The sequence below is a fragment of the Testudinibacter crocodili genome, assembly GCF_006228025.1.
In the GTDB taxonomy this organism is placed as follows: domain Bacteria; phylum Pseudomonadota; class Gammaproteobacteria; order Enterobacterales; family Pasteurellaceae; genus Chelonobacter.
This window is the reverse complement of record NZ_VDHF01000022.1, coordinates 1-16,805: the sequence shown is the minus strand read 5'-3', so window position 1 is coordinate 16,805 and position 16,805 is coordinate 1. Positions and strand designations below refer to the sequence as shown.

The 16,805-nt window shown below is 47.3% G+C and carries 13 protein-coding genes and 4 tRNA genes; 12 read left to right on the top strand and 5 right to left on the bottom strand.

The window, feature by feature from the left end; genetic code table 11:
* Window positions 1-170: 170 nt before the first annotated feature.
* The 5 genes from FHQ23_RS02475 to FHQ23_RS02455 all read left to right on the top strand — a co-directional run bounded on the left by FHQ23_RS02475 (window position 171) and on the right by FHQ23_RS02455 (window position 2,357).
* A tRNA-Lys gene (locus FHQ23_RS02475) sits at window positions 171-246 on the top strand.
* A gap of 26 nt (window positions 247-272) precedes the next feature.
* Window positions 273-348 (top strand) — tRNA-Lys (locus tag FHQ23_RS02470).
* A gap of 21 nt (window positions 349-369) precedes the next feature.
* Window positions 370-445: transfer RNA gene (locus FHQ23_RS02465), tRNA-Lys, on the top strand.
* A 22-nt stretch (window positions 446-467) separates the two neighbouring features.
* Window positions 468-543 (top strand) — tRNA-Lys (locus FHQ23_RS02460).
* A gap of 155 nt (window positions 544-698) precedes the next feature.
* Window positions 699-2,357: a SulP family inorganic anion transporter gene (locus tag FHQ23_RS02455; protein WP_139612899.1), complete on the top strand. Its 1,659-nt coding sequence runs from the start codon at window positions 699-701 to the stop codon at window positions 2,355-2,357.
* 42 nt (window positions 2,358-2,399) lie between these two features.
* Here the strand turns inward: FHQ23_RS02455 and FHQ23_RS02450 are convergent, their stop codons facing one another.
* The 3 genes from FHQ23_RS02450 to cysT are packed head-to-tail and all read right to left on the bottom strand — an operon-like array spanning window position 2,400 to window position 5,244.
* On the bottom strand, window positions 2,400-3,470 hold the full coding sequence (locus FHQ23_RS02450; RefSeq protein ID WP_139612898.1) for a sulfate/molybdate ABC transporter ATP-binding protein: 1,071 nt from the start codon (window positions 3,468-3,470) through the stop codon (window positions 2,400-2,402).
* A 30-nt stretch (window positions 3,471-3,500) separates the two neighbouring features.
* Window positions 3,501-4,400 (bottom strand): sulfate ABC transporter permease subunit CysW, encoded by a 900-nt coding sequence (gene cysW, locus FHQ23_RS02445; RefSeq protein ID WP_139612897.1) that lies wholly within the window; start codon window positions 4,398-4,400, stop codon window positions 3,501-3,503.
* Window positions 4,401-4,410: 10 nt separating this feature from the next.
* Window positions 4,411-5,244, bottom strand: a complete 834-nt coding sequence (cysT, locus tag FHQ23_RS02440) for a sulfate ABC transporter permease subunit CysT (RefSeq protein ID WP_139612896.1) — start codon at window positions 5,242-5,244, stop codon at window positions 4,411-4,413.
* A 261-nt stretch (window positions 5,245-5,505) separates the two neighbouring features.
* Here cysT and FHQ23_RS02435 point away from each other — a divergent pair, with 261 nt between their 5' ends.
* From FHQ23_RS02435 to cysI, 7 genes are all read left to right on the top strand, one after another.
* Complete coding sequence (locus tag FHQ23_RS02435) at window positions 5,506-6,507, top strand: sulfate ABC transporter substrate-binding protein (RefSeq protein WP_139612895.1); 1,002 nt, start codon at window positions 5,506-5,508, stop codon at window positions 6,505-6,507.
* A 13-nt stretch (window positions 6,508-6,520) separates the two neighbouring features.
* Complete coding sequence (gene cysG / locus FHQ23_RS02430) at window positions 6,521-7,981, top strand: siroheme synthase CysG (RefSeq protein WP_139612894.1); 1,461 nt, start codon at window positions 6,521-6,523, stop codon at window positions 7,979-7,981.
* Window positions 7,982-7,997: 16 nt separating this feature from the next.
* Window positions 7,998-8,741, top strand: coding sequence for a phosphoadenylyl-sulfate reductase (locus FHQ23_RS02425; protein ID WP_267963600.1), 744 nt, complete (start codon window positions 7,998-8,000; stop codon window positions 8,739-8,741).
* 31 nt (window positions 8,742-8,772) lie between these two features.
* Window positions 8,773-9,702, top strand: coding sequence for a sulfate adenylyltransferase subunit CysD (cysD, locus tag FHQ23_RS02420; RefSeq protein ID WP_139612892.1), 930 nt, complete (start codon window positions 8,773-8,775; stop codon window positions 9,700-9,702).
* Window positions 9,703-10,115: 413 nt separating this feature from the next.
* A complete protein-coding gene (locus FHQ23_RS02415; protein ID WP_139612891.1) occupies window positions 10,116-11,423 on the top strand; it encodes a sulfate adenylyltransferase subunit 1 in 1,308 nt (435 codons plus the stop codon).
* Between the two features lie 21 nt (window positions 11,424-11,444).
* Window positions 11,445-13,262 carry an assimilatory sulfite reductase (NADPH) flavoprotein subunit gene (locus FHQ23_RS02410; RefSeq protein WP_139612890.1) on the top strand — a complete coding sequence of 606 codons (1,818 nt, stop codon included), beginning with the start codon at window positions 11,445-11,447 and terminating at the stop codon, window positions 13,260-13,262.
* 23 nt (window positions 13,263-13,285) lie between these two features.
* Window positions 13,286-15,061 (top strand): assimilatory sulfite reductase (NADPH) hemoprotein subunit, encoded by a 1,776-nt coding sequence (cysI, locus tag FHQ23_RS02405; protein ID WP_139612889.1) that lies wholly within the window; start codon window positions 13,286-13,288, stop codon window positions 15,059-15,061.
* 76 nt (window positions 15,062-15,137) lie between these two features.
* On the opposite strand, the gene FHQ23_RS02400 is transcribed toward cysI, so the two are convergent.
* Both FHQ23_RS02400 and FHQ23_RS02395 read right to left on the bottom strand, forming a co-directional pair.
* On the bottom strand, window positions 15,138-16,445 hold the full coding sequence (locus FHQ23_RS02400) for a TRAP transporter large permease (RefSeq protein WP_139612888.1): 1,308 nt from the start codon (window positions 16,443-16,445) through the stop codon (window positions 15,138-15,140).
* Between the two features lie 15 nt (window positions 16,446-16,460).
* The coding region (locus FHQ23_RS02395; RefSeq protein WP_139612887.1) for a TRAP transporter small permease at window positions 16,461-16,805 on the bottom strand (345 nt) is incomplete at its 5' end.

Below are 16,805 nucleotides of genomic sequence, written 5' to 3'. Positions count from 1 at the left end.
TTTTTACTGCTATAGAATCATTTTAAAACAGACGTTATTGTGCGGGAATTAGCGAAATTAAAAGCAAGATTGTCGATATTGTAGATAAATCAGGCAGCCGGAAAAAAAATCAAAATTTTTGATTGATAACTTTCGCAAAATGAGTATTATAGTGCCTCGTTACAAACGAGGGGTCGTTAGCTCAGTCGGTAGAGCAGCGGACTTTTAATCCGTTGGTCGAAGGTTCGAATCCTTCACGACCCACCACTCGACTTGTGACCACCACTTAATGTGGGTCGTTAGCTCAGTCGGTAGAGCAGCGGACTTTTAATCCGTTGGTCGAAGGTTCGAATCCTTCACGACCCACCACTAAATTGCAATCTCCCAAGCGGGTCGTTAGCTCAGTCGGTAGAGCAGCGGACTTTTAATCCGTTGGTCGAAGGTTCGAATCCTTCACGACCCACCACTTAAATTGCAATCTCCCAAATGGGTCGTTAGCTCAGTCGGTAGAGCAGCGGACTTTTAATCCGTTGGTCGAAGGTTCGAATCCTTCACGACCCACCACTTTATTTTCATATTATTTTTTCTTATAAGCTGCCTTATTTGTTACTTTTTCTTAACATTGTGATATAGCTCATTATTTTTTATCAATCAAGTGATTAAGGCAATAAATAAGCATATAATGGCTGACGATTATTTTTTGCAAAAGGACAGTCCGAATGTTCGCCATCACCGAAGCCTATAAGAGCGGTCTATTTTCTCGAAAACATTGGTTGAATAATATTATCGCCGGCGTGATTGTTGGCATTGTTGCGTTGCCATTGGCGATGGCGTTTGCGATAGCTTCCGGTGCTAAACCCGAACAAGGGATCTACACCTCGATTATTGCTGGGTTTTGTACCACTGTTTTTGGTGGCAGTCGCTTACAGATCAGCGGACCGACCGGTGCTTTCATCGTGGTGCTTGCCGGTATTACTGGGCAATATGGGATTGAGGGATTACAAATTGCAACCCTGATGGCAGGAATTATATTATTGGCTTTTGGGCTCAGTAAAATGGGGGCAATCATCAAATATATCCCTGCGCCGGTGATTGTCGGTTTTACGGCTGGAATTGCAGTGATTATTTGGATTGGGCAATGGAAAGACTTTTTCGGATTGCCGGCTGTCGAGGGTGTCCATTTTCATGAAAAATTATGGCACTTGTTGCAAGTGCTGCCACAATTTCATCCGACGACCGCACTTTTAGCGTTAGTAGCACTATTTATTGTTTTGTATAGTTCCCACATCCCCGGTTTGAAACGCATTCCAGGGCCATTGGTTGCTTTGCTGTTGATCAGCATTGTCCAGTTTATCTTTCAATTTGATGGTGTCAGAACCATTGGCACCGCTTTTGGTGGTATTCCACAGGGCTTGCCTGAATTTAAACTGCCGAGTGTGAGCTGGACCAAGATCATCGAATTAATTGGTCCAGCATTTACCATCGCAATGTTAGGCGCAATTGAATCGCTATTATCGGCGGTGGTAGCTGATGGTATGGCAGGTACGCGCCACAACTCCAATCAAGAGTTGGTCGGGCAGGGTATCGCCAATATTGCTGCGCCACTGTTTGGTGGATTTGCTGCGACTGGAGCGATTGCGCGTACTGCCACCAATATCCGTAACGGCGCAACCAGCCCACTGTCTGGTATTGTCCATTGTCTTACGCTAGTGGTGATTTTATTGGTATTGGCGCCTTTGGCAGTGCATATTCCGTTGGCGGTGCTGTCTGCCATTCTGTTTGTGGTGGCTTGGAATATGAGCGAAGCCAAGCGTTTTATTAAAATGATCAAGCGTGCGCCGAAAAGCGATGTAGCGATTTTGCTGATTACCTTCGGTTTAACGGTGTTTGCCGATTTAGTGGTAGCGGTAAACATCGGCGTGATCCTTGCTACGCTGCTATTTTTGCGGCGCATGGCAGGCAGCGTGGAAGTCAAGCGGGTATCACAAGCAGATCTATTGGCTCATACCGGCGAAGAGGCGCTGCCAGAAGAGTTGTTGGTTTTCACCGTGGACGGGCCTTTTTTCTTTGGTGCGGTCGAAAACTTTGATCGTGCCCTTGCCGACAGTCAGACCTATCCGAAATATTTGATTATCCGCCTAAAATGGGTGCCTTTCATTGATATGACCGGCATTCAGAGTTTGGAGAATGTGATCTGCAATTTGCAGCGACAAGGTGTTAGCGTAATGTTATCCGGCGCAAATTATAGTGTTACCCAGAAATTACGCCGCGGCGGCATTATTCAACTGATCGGCGAACATAATATGTTTAAACTGTTTGACGATGCGTTGCGCACTGCACAAAGCGAGCTAAAACAGCTTGAGGATAGTCAGCAATAAATAGCCCAGTGCGGTTTTGACCGCACTTTGCCAGCTCAAATATCATAAATTCATATTCTGAAACAGATTCAAATTATCCGGAATCAAAAACACGGTTTCTCCCAGTTGGTATTGCTGCTGTTGGAACTGGGCTTGGGTCAATAGTACCTCAATTGGCTGTTGGCTTTGGCTGCTGTGGATCTCCACTCGGGTTAAAAAACCGATATTGTAGATGTGGCTGATTTCGCCTTTTGCCAACGCATTTTTGCTGTGGCGTGATAATGTCAATTCATACGGACGTACATAAGCCGTGGTTGAGCCGTGGTTGTGGTTTGGTTTGCCGTTGGCTTTTATTTGATGTATAAACTCGCCGATAATTAACTGATCTTGTTGTAAATGTCCGTGAAATACATTGTTATCGCCGACGAATTCAGTCACAAATTCGGTTTGCGGCGCATAGTAAATATTCCGTGGCAGATCCACTTGTTCGACTCTACCTTGATTCATCACTACCACCCGATCCGAGACTTCTAGCGCTTCTTCTTGATCGTGGGTAACGAAAACGGTGGTAATATTCAATTCGTGTTGCAGCGTGCGCAGCCAGCGGCGCAAGGTTTTACGTACTTGAGCATCGAGTGCGCCGAACGGTTCATCCAGTAGTAATACTTCAGGCTTCACCGCCAACGCACGTGCCAACGCGATCCGTTGTCGCTGCCCGCCGGAGAGTTGATCGGGATACGATGGTGCCAAATGTTCCAATTTCACCAATTGCAACAGTTTGAACACCCGATCTGCGATCTCGGTTTTACTCGGACGAATACGGCGTGGCTGCACTTGTAAACCAAATGCCACATTATCAAAAATTGTCATCTGGCGAAACAGTGCGTAATGTTGAAACACGAAGCCAACCTTACGTTGTGCAGCGCTCAGATCCGTCACCTTGCGCTCGTCAAACCAAATCTCGCCCGAATCGGCAAAATCCAAACCGGCGATAATCCGTAATAGTGATGTTTTGCCGCAGCCGCTCGGACCGAGCAGGGCGGTCAACTCCCCTTGTTTCAATTCCAGATTAATCTGTTTTAATGCAGTGAAATTGCCAAAGTTTTTATTCAGATTTTTTATAATCACAGACATAAAACGCCTCTTTCTTGTTTAAACTCAATGCTAGACCGCACTTTTGTCACCAAATTCGGTGCTCACATAATCGCTCAATACTGTATCGCTCAATACTGTGGGTTGTTGCTGTTTTTGGGTTTGCAGATAGCCGACCAGATTTTGCAGCAACAGTGTCAATATTGCGATCAACGCCAATAAACTGGCGCAAGCAAAAGCCGCAGTAAATTGATATTCGTTATAGAGAATCTCAACGTGCAACGGAATGGTATTGGTTTGGTTGCGGATATGCCCGGAGACCACGCTGACTGCCCCGAATTCGCCCATCGCCCGTGCATTGGCGAGAATGGCGCCATAGAGTAGCGGCCATTTGATTTTCGGCAGCGTGACTCGGAAAAAAATCGCCCAAAATGAGGCGCCTAATGTGAGTGCGGCTTGCTCTTCACTGTTGCCTAAGCTTTTTAGCGTCGGCAGCAGTGATTTCACCACCAAGGGAAAGGTGACGAACAGGGTCGCCAACACGATGCCCGGTAAGGCGAAAATCACTTCGATGTCGTTGGCGTCCAGCCATGCGCCGAATAAACCGTTTATCCCAAACAGCAACACCAACATTAAACCCGCCACCACTGGCGAAACCGATAGCGGTAAGTCAATCAACGTGCTGAGAAGATTCTTACCTTTAAAATCAAAATTGCTGAGCAACCACGCCATCACTAAGCCGAAAAACAGATTGATGGGGAGTGAAATCAATGCGACCAGCAAGGTCAATTTAACCGCACTCCAGGCTTCGGTTTCCTGCAGTGCGAGTAAAAAGGTTGTCAAACCTGTGGCTAAGGCTTGATAAAAAATCGCCAACAGCGGCACGACCAACAGCAGGGTTAAAAACAGCAGGCTAATGCCAATCAACAACCAGCGCCAATAGCGGCTTTCTTGATATTGTGGATGAATCATCTTGACCTCGTTATTTACTGAGTGTGTGACGGTTGAGATACCACTGCCACAAATTGACGGCAAGCAGCAACAAAAAGGCAAGTAGCAACATCAAAAATGCCACCGCTGCTGCCCCTTGTATATCGTAAATATCCAATTTTGACATAATAATCAGCGGTGCAATTTCCGAGACTAATGGAAGATTGCCGGCGATAAAAATCACCGAACCGTATTCGCCCAACGAGCGTGCCAAGCTCATCCCCGCCCCGCCGATCAATGCCGGATAAAGTGCGGGTAAGATCACACGGCGCACAATAGTAAATCGATCCGCCCCTAAAGTAGTTGCCGCCTCTTCCAGCGAACTGTCCAATTCACTCAACAGCGGTTGTACCGCACGTACAATAAACGGAAAACTGACGAAGACCAACGCAATGGCAATGCCGAGTGGCGTGAAGGCGATTTTGATACCAAGCGGAGTAAACAGCTGCCCAAATAAACCGTTCGGCGCATATAAACTGGCCAGCACAATGCCGGCAACGGCGGTAGGCAACGCAAACGGCAGATCGATCAGCGCATTGAGCAGCGCTTTGCCTTTGAATTGATAGCGCACCAACACCCAGGCGACGATCGTGCCGAAAACCAGATTCAGCATGGTGGCAAACAGTGCCAGCTTTAATGACAACCCAATCGAGGCAAGCACCCGTTGATTGGTTACGGTTTGCCAAAATTGATGCCACTCCAATTGAAGAGTGGTTAGCAACAACATCACAAACGGCAAAATGACCATGCCGCCGACCCACAACAGGGTGATCGTCAAACTGCTTTTAAAACCGGGCAATACCGCACTTGTCTTCAACCATTTCATGTCGTTATCCATTTATTCAGAATCTTATGGCGTATCACTATGGCGGAGCAAAAAGCGATAAGCAAAGAACATAAAATTCTCATTTATTACTAAAAAGAATAACAAGTTGCAAAAATAAGCGGTTTAGTTCTTATAGTCTAAAACTAACTAATTTATAACTTTTTATTATTTTTCGGCATAAACGAATTATTTTATAACTATCCTCCATAGTCATCCGCCGAACGCCGTGTCGGTTCAGTCAATTGAAAATGGTCTTAGGATATGAAAAAAGCAGCAAAAACAACAAAATGGCAGGTTCTACTGGCAAGCGTACTGAGCTTTAGCGCTGTGGCTGATGACACCATTTTAGTGGTGTCTTATGATGTGATTCGCGACTACTACAAACAATACAATCCGCTATATATCCAAGCCTATCAACAACAGCATCGGATGACTTTGAATATTGCGCAATCGTTCGGTGGCGCGAGCAAACAGGCGATTGCGGTGTGCAACGGTTTGCCCGCCGATGTGGTGACGCTCAATCAGCAAAATGATGTCGATCTGCTGGCAAAGAGCGGTTTGGTCGATCCGGACTGGCAACAGCGCTACCCGAATCAAGCGATTCCGTTCAGCAGCGTCACCGTGTTTCTGGTACGCAAGGGCAATCCGAAACAGATTCACGATTGGGATGATCTGGCGCGGCAAGAGGTGAGCGTCATTTTTGCCAACCCGAAAACTTCCGGCAACGGGCGTTATGCCTATCTGTCGGCGTTTGGCTATGCCAAACAGCAGTATCGCACCGAAGCGCAAACCCACGACTTTATGCGTAAGCTGCTAAAAAATATTCCGATATTTGATGCCGGCGCACGCGCCGCCAGTATCACCTTTACCCAACGTCAAATCGGCGATGTGTTGGTCACCCCGGAAAATGAAGCCGGATTGGCAGCCCACGCATTCGGTGCCGATCAATTTGAAGTGGTGTATCCGAGTTACAGCGCAAATGTCGATGTGTTTGTGGCGGAAGTGACAAAAAATACCGCACGCCATCACAACAGCCAAACAGCACGGGATTTTATTGCCTCCTTATGGCAGGAGCGTGCACAGCGAGTGGCGGCAGAGAATTATTTCCGTCCGAGTAATCCGACGATTTTGAACGAATACCAAGTGCGTTTTCCGCCACTGCAAACCTTCAATATCAATCAAGTGTTTGGCGATTGGGCGACGATCAACCAACAACATTTTGCTGACGGCGCCTTGTTCGATCAGCTCTATTTAAGCCAATAGTGGGAAGCATAACATGAACTATTTACCGATTTTCGTCGATTTAAAACAGCGTCCGGTGTTAGTGGTCGGTGGCGGACACATTGCTGAACGCAAAATTGCTGCGTTGTTAAAAGCCAAAGCCAAAGTGCGGGTGGTGGCACGCACGCTGAACCGCACTTTGCAGCAATGGGCTAGCCAACAACAGCTGGAATGGCTGGCACAGCAATTTGACCCGCAGCAAGTGCAGTCAGTCTATTTGGTGATTGCTGCGACCAATGATAACGAATTGAACCAACAGGTTTTTTTGGCGGCAGAAAATGCACAACGCTTGGTGAATGTGGTCGATGATCAACCGCATTGCAGCTATATTTTTCCGTCGATTATCGACCGTAGCCCGATTCAAATCGCCATTTCCAGCGGCGGCACAGCGCCGGTGTTGGCACGTTTATTACGCGAAAAATTGGAGGCCTTGTTGCCGCAGAATTTAAGCGCAATGGCGCAGATTTCAGGGCGCTGGCGTGAAAAAGTCAAAGTGCGGTTGGCGCAGCTGACCCAACGGCGCCGTTTCTGGGAAAAATTGTTTAATCACCCAACTTTTCAGCGTTTAACCGAAAATCAGCAACTTTCGCAAGCAGAACAGCTGTTGCAACGGCAACTCAATCAAGACTATCCGATTATCGGTGAAGTCGCATTAGTTGGCGCAGGTCCAGGCGATGCCGGTTTATTGACCTTGAAAGGCTTGCAAGCCATTCAGCAGGCGGATGTAGTATTGTATGACGCTTTGGTTTCTGATCAGGTGTTGGAATTGGTGCGGCGTGATGCAGACAAAGTGTTTGTTGGCAAACGTGCTGCCAAACACAGCGTGGCGCAACAAGATACTAATCAATTATTAGTGGATTACGCCCAACAAGGCAAACGTGTGGTGCGTTTGAAAGGGGGTGATCCGTTTGTGTTCGGGCGGGGTGGCGAGGAGCTGGAAGTATTGAAAGCGCACAAGATTCCATTCAGCGTGGTGCCGGGGATTACCGCAGCTTTGGGGGCAACGGCTTACGCCGGGATTCCGCTGACTCACCGCGATTATGCGCAAACGGCGATGTTCATCACCGGACATTGCCAGCCGGACGGCAACAAGCTGAGTTGGCAAACATTGGCGCAAGGCAAGCAAACACTGGTGGTGTATATGGGCACGATTAAAGCGGCGGAATTAAGCCGTCAGTTACAGGCGCACGGGCGCAGTGCAAATACACCGGTTGCGGTGATCAGCAACGGCACTTTAGCGAATCAAACGATTCAAACCGGCGAATTACATCAGTTGGCGGCGTTAGCCGAACATGCGCCGAAACCGGCATTGATTGTGATCGGTGAAGTGGTGGCGCTGCAACCGCACTTGACATGGTTTGGCGAAGCGGCACAGCAGTTTGTGCTGACCGAACCGCAACTGTTTCAGCCGAACAACGAACTTCAATCGTTTGAACCATTAAAGAAAATCGCCTGAGCAAGCGGTGAAAGGAATCCTTATGTTTAAACCGAATTTATGGCAAATCCCGACGATTCCACACGACGTACAACAGCAATTGGCGCACAAAAGCGAGATCTTGATCGAACGATTAAAGCAGATTGCCGAACGGCATCAAGCCGCAAAATTTGCCAGCAGTCTGGCGGTGGAAGATATGCTGATCACCGATTTAATTGTCAAGTGCGGTATCCGAATCGAGGTGTTTACTTTGAATACCGGACGCTTAAATCCAGAAACTTTAGCGCTGCTCGAACAGGTCGAGCAACACTATCCGACACTGACTTTACAGCGCTATTTTCCACAGGCGGCAGCGGTGCAGGCGTATGTTCATACCCAAGGGAAAAATGCATTTTATGATGGGGTGGAACAGCGCCAGCAGTGCTGTTTTATCCGCAAAGTGGAGCCGCTTAACCGCGCGTTACAAGCAGCAGATGCGTGGTTGAGCGGACAGCGACGCGAGCAATCGCTCACACGCACAGAATTGCCGTTCAGCGAACGGGATCAGGCACGCAGAATCGCTAAATATAACCCGATTTTCGATTGGTCGGAACGGGACGTGTGGGCGTATATCCTGCGCCACCAAGTGCCGTACAACCGCTTATATCAGCAAGGTTATCCGAGCATCGGCTGCGAGCCTTGCACCCGAGCGGTAAAAGTCGACGAGGATATTCGTGCCGGACGCTGGTGGTGGGAGAATAAAGACAGTAAAGAGTGTGGTTTGCACACCCAGTCAGTCTGAATCACAAACAAAAGAATAAAAGGAAAATACTATGACAAACACTGCACAACCATTACAAGACGGCCATCTGGATTGGCTAGAGGCGGAGTCGATTCATATTATCCGTGAAGTGGTCGCCGAATGTGAAAAACCGGCGCTGCTGTTTTCCGGCGGAAAAGATTCGGTAGTGCTGTTGGCATTGGCACGCAAAGCCTTTCAACTGCAAGGACGTGAATTGAATTTGCCGTTTCCGCTGGTGCATATCGACACCGGACACAACTATCCGGAAGTGATCGCCTTTCGCGATCAACAGGTGGCGAAGCTCAACGCTACGCTGATAGTCGGGCATGTCGAAGACTCGATCAATAAAGGTACGGTGGTGTTGCGCAAAGAAACCGATTCACGCAATGCGGCGCAAGCGGTGACGCTGTTGGAAACCATCGAAGAGCACGGCTTCAGCGCCTTGATGGGCGGGGCACGTCGTGATGAAGAGAAAGCGCGCGCCAAAGAGCGGATCTTCTCGTTGCGTGACGAATTCGGGCAGTGGGATCCGAAAGCACAGCGCCCCGAATTATGGTCGTTGTATAACGCCAAATTGCACAAAGGCGAAAATATGCGGGTGTTCCCGATCTCCAACTGGACGGAGCTGGATATATGGCAATATATCGCCCGTGAAAAATTGGAATTGCCGTCGATTTATTACGCCCATCAACGGGAAGTGGTGCGCAAAAAAGGTTTATTGGTGCCGGTGACAGCGATCACCCCCAAAGCTGCCAACGACAGCAGCGAAGTGTTGTCGGTGCGTTTTCGCACCGTCGGCGACATCAGCTGCACCTGCCCGGTCGCCAGCACTGCCGCCACCGCACTTGAGATTATCCAAGAAACGGCAGTGGTTGAAATCTCGGAACGCAGCGCCACTCGTTTAGACGATCAGGTGAGTGAGGCGGCGATGGAGCAGCGCAAAAAACAAGGGTATTTTTAAGTCTGAAATAAGACGATAACGGTGGTAAATACTCAATGAAATACCGCATTTTATTGATAAAAAAGCCTTTTCCCCGTCATTTTGCCTTGAGCGGTTTCGTGAATTTCAAGTTTGATTTGTACTGTTCGAGCGTAGCGAGTTTACAAATCGAACGTAGAAATTAGAAATAAGCGAAACATCAGCAAAATTTTCGGGGCGTGTTTCTTTTGCTTATCTTTTCTTTGCACGAGCACAAAAGTGATCACTTTTGAGCGTTGTCTTTGACAACGACCCGAAGGGTGAACAAAATCGTTCATGATTTTGTGAATCAAGAAAAGTAAGTCGCCATCGGCGAAACACGATAGAGATAAATCGCTTGCTGAGAATAGAGAATAACAATCAGATTGGTCAAAATAAATACAAGGAATACAACCATGAGCAATTTCAACCCTAATGTAACTAAGTATGCACCGTTGCGTTTTATCACCGCCGGCAGTGTGGATGACGGTAAAAGCACCTTAATCGGACGGTTGCTGTACGACAGCAAAGCGCTGCTCAGCGACCAATTACTGAGCTTGGACAAATCCAAAAATAGCGCTGAAGTGATCGATTTCTCGATCCTCACCGACGGCTTGCAAGCCGAGCGTGAGCAGGGCATCACCATTGACGTTGCCTACCGCTATTTCTCCACCGCCAAACGCAAATTTATTATCGCCGACACCCCGGGGCACGAGCAATATACCCGTAACATGGTGACCGGCGCCTCAACCGCCAATGCGGCGGTGGTGCTGATCGATGCCTCGCAACTGGACTTCAAACAAACGCCATTACAGTTGCTGCCGCAAACCAAACGCCATTCTGCGATTCTGAAACATCTCAATTGTCCGCATATTTTGGTGGCGGTGAATAAAATGGATTTGCTGGGTTTTGAACAGGCAAAATTCGAGGCGATTTGTGCCGCATACCGCACGTTGGCACAGCAATTGGGGCTGAAACACGATCTGCATTTTGTGCCGGTTTCTGCGTTGCAGGGCGATAACATTGTGCATGCCAGCGATAACACCGCTTGGTACCAAGGAAAACCGCTGTTAAGTATTTTGGAGGCGTTGCCAAGTTATGAACATGTCGCCCTTGATGCCCGGCATTTCCATTTTCCGGTGCAGTTGGTGCTGCGTTTGGACAGCGATAAGCAAGATGACTTCCGCGGCTATCAGGGACGGATCGAGTCCGGCAGCGTCAAACTCGGCGACCCGGTGCGGATCGAACCGGCTGGGCGCATGAGTACGGTGAGCGAAATTTTCAGCCCGAACGGATCGGTTGCAACCGCACAAGCCGGAGAACAAGTGACGATCCGCCTGACGGACGATATTGATATTTCGCGCGGCGATACCTTGCTGGCGGTTGACTCAGCCACGCAACCCAGTAAAAAACTACATGCCACACTGTGTTGGTTCGATCAACATCCACTGAATCCGGCGCGCAAATACCTGTTAAAACACAGTACACAAACCGTGTTTGCCAAGATCAACAAGGTCGAGCAGGTGCTGGATGTACACACCTTGAGTAAGGTAAGCGAATCGCACAGCTTGAATATGAATGATTTAGGGGAAGTGCAACTCAGCTTACAAAAACCGATTTGCTGCACCCGTTATCAGGACAATATCGCCACCGGCTCGTTTATTTTGATTGATGAAGCGACTTATCACACGGTGGCGGCAGGTATGATTTTAGATTTTGCATAATATTGCGTTTGTGGGGATAAGATGACGATTGAAAAAATAACGAATTTAACACTGCCGCCGGAACTCAGCAGCAGCCTTGCCACGCTGGATGCGTTGCAGTTGGCATGGCTGTCCGGCTATTGTTGGAGCGAAGCACAAAACAGACAAGGCGGGCAAAGTGCGGTTTCACAAGCAGCTGGTGCGCTACCAACCGCACTTCAGCCATCACTTCAGCCGTTGCAGGTGACGATTATTTCTGCCTCGCAAACCGGCAATGCACGCAAAGTGGCGGAGCAGTTAAAAACCAAACTGGTGGCAAACGGTGTCGAGGTCAAACAGGTTGCGGCGGCGGATTACAAACCGAAAAATCTTGCCGACGAAAAATACCTGTTGCTAGTCACTTCTACCCAAGGCGACGGGGAGCCGCCGGAAGAAGCGGTCAGCCTGCATAAATATCTGTTCGGCAAAAAAGCACCAAATTTGAGTAATACCGAATTTGCAGTGTTGGGGTTGGGCGACAGCTCCTATCCAGATTTCTGTCAGGCAGGTAAAGATTTTGATGCTAAGTTGGCAGAGTTGGGTGGAAAACGGCTGTTAGAACGGCAGGATTGCGATCTGGATTATCAAGCGATCGCCGACAGTTGGATCGAACAGATCAACCGACTGTTACAGCAGATAAATCAAAACCAAACTCAAAACCAAGCCCAAACACAAACCCAAATACAAAATCAAAGTGCGGTTCGCTCAGTTTATAGCAAAGAAAATCCGTTTAGTGCAACCCTAGCGCTACGCCAGAAAATTACCGCACGTGGCTCGGAAAAAGATGTGCGTCATCTGGAAATCGATCTCTCCGGTTCAGGCTTGCACTATCAGCCGGGCGATGCGCTGGGGGTGTGGTTCAACAATGATCCGGCACTGGTGGAAGAGATCTTGCAAGCGGTTTCGCTGCACGGTGAAGAAAAAGTGCGGTTGAACGGGGACGAAGTCAGCATTCGCACTGCATTGCTGCAGTCGTTGGAGATCACCCAGAACACACCGCACTTTGTCAAAGGTTATGCTGATTTAGTGAGTAAGCGTGAACTGAACGAACAGCTGAAAACCGCGGCTGCGATTCAAGATTATATCCAAACTACGCCGATTATCGGCGTGCTGCAAGCCTATCCATTGGCGCTCAGTGCCGAGCAGTTACTTGGTTTGTTGCGACCGTTGACACCACGCTTATATTCAATCGCCTCCGCACAGGACGAAGTGGGCGATGAGGTGCATTTAACCGTGGGGCTGTTGCAATATGCTTATGCCGACAAAACCCGGTTTGGTGCAGCCTCAAGCTATTTGGCACAGCGCCTTGAAGAAGATGGCGAAGTACGCGTATTCATTGAACAGAACGACAACTTCCGCCTACCGCCAGACAACAACACTCCGATTATTATGATTGGATCAGGCACCGGCATTGCGCCGTTCCGCGCCTTTGTGCAGCAACGGGCGGCAACAGAGGCGCAAGGCAAAAACTGGTTGATTTTCGGCAATCAACACTTCACCGACGATTTTCTGTATCAAATTGAATGGCAGACGTTTGCCAAGGAAGGCTATTTACACCAATACAACTTTGCCTGGTCGCGCGATCAAGCCGAAAAAATCTATGTGCAGCACAAAATCCGTGAACAGGCGGAGAGCCTGTGGCAATGGTTACAGCAAGGGGCGCATATTTATGTCTGTGGTGACGCTTCGCGTATGGCGAAAGATGTGGAACAGGCGTTGCTGGAAGTGATTGCCGAACAGGGCGGTTTGAGCATCGAAGATGCCGATGAATATCTGGACCAATTGCGGCAAAACAAACGCTATCAGCGTGATGTGTATTAAGCATTTGAATAGGAGTGAACAATATGAGCGATAAAAAAACAGTAGAAAAGGCAATAGCGTGGAAAACCCAACCGTTAGCCGACAACGAACGCTTAAAGGGCGACAGCGACTATTTGCACGGCACGATTGCCGACGATCTCAACGAACAATTAACCGGCGGTTTCGTGAAGGATAACTTTCAGCTAATCCGTTTTCACGGCATGTATGAACAGGATGACCGCGATATTCGTGCCGAACGCTTGCAGCAAAAATTAGAGCCGAATAAAAACGTGATGCTGCGCTGTCGCTTGCCGGGTGGTATTATTGCGCCGAAACAGTGGTTGGGAATTGATGAATTCGCTACTGAACACACCAATTACGGCAGTATCCGCTTAACCAATCGCCAAACGTTTCAGTTTCACGGCGTGTTGAAACAGAATATCAAGCCGATGCACCAATGGTTGCACCATTTGGGATTGGATTCGATTGCCACTGCCGGAGACGTCAATCGCAACGTGCTGTGCACCTCAAATCCGGTGGAGAGTGAACTGCATCGTGAAGCTTACGAATGGGCGAAAAAAATCTCCGAGCATCTATTGCCGAAAACCACCGCTTATGCCGATATTTGGTTGGGCGGCGAAAAAGTGTTTACCACCGAACTGTCCAAACCGCTGTTGAAAGAATCGAGTGATAAAACCGAGCCGGTGTTGGGCAAAAATTACCTGCCGCGTAAATTCAAAACCACTGTTGTGATTCCGCCGCATAACGATGTCGATCTGCACGCCAACGATCTGAATTTTGTTGCCATCGGCGAAAACGGCAAATTGGTTGGTTTTAATGTGTTGATCGGTGGCGGTTTGTCGATGGAACATGGCAATCCCCAAACCTATCCGAATACAGCGAGAGAGCTAGGTTTTGTCGGCTTGGAAAACGTGTTGGCTTGTGCCGAGGCTGTGGTCACGACGCAACGTGATTGGGGCAACCGCAGCGACCGCAAAAATGCCAAATTGCGTTACACCCTTGAACGGGTCGGAATGGATACTTTCAGCACTGAAATCGAACAGCGTATGGGAGTGCAGCTGCAAGCGATTCGCCCGTATCATTTTGACGAACGTGGCGATCGGATCGGCTGGGTACAAGGGGAAGACCAAAAATGGCATTTGACTCTGTTTATCGAAAACGGACGTTTGCTTGATTTCCCCAACCGCCCGTTAAAGCGCGGTATGCGTGAAATTGCTAAGATTCACCAAGGTGATTTCCGACTGACAGCGAATCAAAATTTGATTGTTGCCGGCGTTGCCGCTCGTGATAAAGCCAATATTGAAAAAATCGCCCGGCAATATAAGCTGATCGACGACAGCATAACGCCACAACGGGAAAACAGTATGGCGTGCGTCTCTTTACCGACCTGCCCGTTGGCGATGGCGGAAGCCGAGCGTTTCTTACCGCACTTTATTGATCAAATAGACACTTTAATGCAAAAACACGGTGTGGCGGACGAGCATATTGTGTTGCGAGTCACCGGCTGCCCGAACGGCTGCGGACGAGCGATGTTGGCGGAAATCGGTTTGGTCGGTAAAGCTATAGGGCGTTATAACCTGCACGTCGGTGGCAACCGAGCCGGCACTCGTATCCCACGCCTGTTTAAAGAAAATATCACCGAAGCGGAAATTCTGGGGATACTCGACAACTGGATTGGAGACTGGGTACAAAATCGCCAACATAATGAAAGTTTTGGCGATTTCGCGATCCGCAGCGGCATCAGCAAACCAGTGATCAATGCCGCAATTGATTTTTGGGACGTGAGTAAAGTGGCTTAACCGTGGCTTAGTAAACGGTCTATGGAAAGGGCATCAGAGAAAAGCGCCAGTGGTGGCGCTTTAAACTTTGGAGAAATTATTTAATTAATCCCATTACATCTGGGAGGAACAAAGAAATAGATGGAATATAAGTGACTAGGAGTAATACAAAGAAAATAGCAGCAAAAAAAGGAAGGAGTGCTTTAATCACTTGATCAATACTGATATTACTTACCTTACAGCCAGTAAATAGAATTGGCCCGACAGGAGGAGTGATAGTACCAAGTGATAAATTAAATACTAACATGATGCCAAACTGAATTGGGCTCATACCTAGATTAATACAAATAGGCAGAAATATTGGGGTAAATATAAGAACTGCTGGTGTAGGATCCATAAAAGTACCTACAATAAGCAAAATAATATTTATGATAAATAAAATTAAAATTGGGTTGTCCGTAAGAGCTAATAACATATTAGCTATCATTCCCGGAATTTGAGTAAATGCCATAACCCATGACATAATGGATGAGGCTGCTAACATGAAAATAACAATAGCCGACATTTTAGCAGTTTGAAGAAGAATGTCTGGTAATTGTTTCAGGGTTAATGTCCTATAACAGAAACTTAATAACAAAGAATACATTACGGCAATTGCAGACGCTTCTGTAGCAGTAAAAATACCGGCAAGAATTCCGCCGATTACGACGACAATCAAAGAAAGGCTAGGTATAGCACTGAAACTGACTTTAATACATTCACTGAATGTCATATGATGTTTTGTGATATATCCTCGTTTTTTGGCAAACCAACCGGCAATGATCATGACACTGGTGCCCCATAGTATTCCAGGTAAATATCCTGCCATGAATAATGCAGAAACAGATACGCTTCCAGCAACAGTTGCATAAACGATTAGTGTATTGCTTGGGGGAATTAGCATGCCAGTTGGCGCAGATGCTATATTAACTGCAGCACTAAATTTTGGATCATACCCTTCTTTTTGGGCAATAGGTGACATAATACCACCTACGGCAGCTGCAGAAGCAACTCCGGAGCCGCTGATAGCTCCAAATAACATATTTGATACGATATTAGTTTGAGCAAGGGAACCAGGAAAAAATCCACTAATAATTTTTGAAAAATTAATAAGTTTTAGGGCAATACCACCGCTATTCATGATATTACCGGCTAATATAAAAAAAGGAATGGCAAGTAAGGCGAAAGAATCTAATCCAACAAAAATACGTTGTGCGGAAGTTACGGTTGCTCCCTGATAAGGAAGGATGACTAGCATGGCAGCAAAAGAAGAAATACCAACGCTAATACTAATTGGTGTTCCAATAATTAAGAAAAAGACTGTTCCAATAAGCATAATTAGAGCAGCAGTTGTTGCAAGATCCATATTACCTCCAATACACTATTTTAATAGTTTTAGATTTCTATAAAGGCTCAGTTCATTATAAATAAAATAGAATATAATTAATGCTCCACTTAATGGAATCGCAGAATATATAATTCCCATAGGAATTTGAAGTGCTGAGTCTAATTGCCACATTTGTCTAATAGTAGAGTTGTACCCACCAAGTATCATAATGCTAATAGCAAATGTTGCAATAGCTATTTCTGATATCATATCAAAAATAATCTGTGCCTTTTGAGAAAATTTATGTTTTATATAAGCAATATACATATGTTCTCTTAATCCGAAGACATATGCTCCTCCAAATAAAATTAGCCACACAAATAGATATCTAGATAGTAC

Coding starts and splice junctions, on each gene's coding strand:
- FHQ23_RS02455 (WP_139612899.1), top strand. CDS start 699: ATGTTCGCCATCACCGAAGCCTATAAGAGCGGTCTATTTTCTCGAAAA.
- FHQ23_RS02450 (WP_139612898.1), bottom strand. CDS start 3,470: ATGTCTGTGATTATAAAAAATCTGAATAAAAACTTTGGCAATTTCACT.
- cysW (WP_139612897.1), bottom strand. CDS start 4,400: ATGATTCATCCACAATATCAAGAAAGCCGCTATTGGCGCTGGTTGTTG.
- cysT (WP_139612896.1), bottom strand. CDS start 5,244: ATGAAATGGTTGAAGACAAGTGCGGTATTGCCCGGTTTTAAAAGCAGT.
- FHQ23_RS02435 (WP_139612895.1), top strand. CDS start 5,506: ATGAAAAAAGCAGCAAAAACAACAAAATGGCAGGTTCTACTGGCAAGC.
- cysG (WP_139612894.1), top strand. CDS start 6,521: ATGAACTATTTACCGATTTTCGTCGATTTAAAACAGCGTCCGGTGTTA.
- cysD (WP_139612892.1), top strand. CDS start 8,773: ATGACAAACACTGCACAACCATTACAAGACGGCCATCTGGATTGGCTA.
- FHQ23_RS02415 (WP_139612891.1), top strand. CDS start 10,116: ATGAGCAATTTCAACCCTAATGTAACTAAGTATGCACCGTTGCGTTTT.
- FHQ23_RS02410 (WP_139612890.1), top strand. CDS start 11,445: ATGACGATTGAAAAAATAACGAATTTAACACTGCCGCCGGAACTCAGC.
- cysI (WP_139612889.1), top strand. CDS start 13,286: ATGAGCGATAAAAAAACAGTAGAAAAGGCAATAGCGTGGAAAACCCAA.
- FHQ23_RS02400 (WP_139612888.1), bottom strand. CDS start 16,445: ATGGATCTTGCAACAACTGCTGCTCTAATTATGCTTATTGGAACAGTC.